The organism is Brachybacterium sp. FME24 (assembly GCF_014897705.1).
Lineage (GTDB): Bacteria > Actinomycetota > Actinomycetes > Actinomycetales > Dermabacteraceae > Brachybacterium.
In genome coordinates this window covers 1-440 of the sequence record NZ_JABUXV010000062.1, presented here as the reverse complement: position 1 = coordinate 440, position 440 = coordinate 1, and the positions used below count along the sequence as shown (strand labels likewise).

1 protein-coding gene is annotated in these 440 nt (G+C 68.0%); it reads right to left on the bottom strand.

Features of this window, described 5'->3' with window-relative positions:
- On the bottom strand, nt 1-436 hold a 436-nt coding region (locus INT51_RS21985; RefSeq protein ID WP_193107515.1), incomplete at its 3' end, for a leucine zipper domain-containing protein.
- Nucleotides 437-440 lie beyond the last annotated feature (4 nt).

The window sequence follows — 440 nt, the reverse complement described above, 5'->3', positions numbered from 1 at the left end:
GGAGCATGTGCCCCGGGAAACGGGCGATGATCTTCCCGGTCTCGCGGTTGTTCTCCCCGGTCGGGTCGAGGTCACGGCGGCGAGAGATCCCCAGCCGCTGCAACCACCTGCCGATAGTGCGGACGCAGTAGTGGTGGCCGCGGTCGGCGAGCTCGAGAGCGATGCGGCGGGCGGACCATTTGCGGTCTCGTCTCCAGGCGTCGATGAGCGCGAGGACCTCGATCGGTAGCCGCGAGGGCCGGCGAGCAGGAGCGCTGGGGCGGTCCTGAAGAGCGTCGATGCCGTCATCGCGATAGCGGTGAACCCACTTCGTCAGAGTCGAGCGGGCGACCCCTGCCTCGGCAGCGACGTGGGCGACGGGGCGACCATCATCTTCGACACGTTGGACCAGGCGGAGTCTTCCGGCAGGGGTCAGCGGCGAATTACGGTGGGTCATGGAA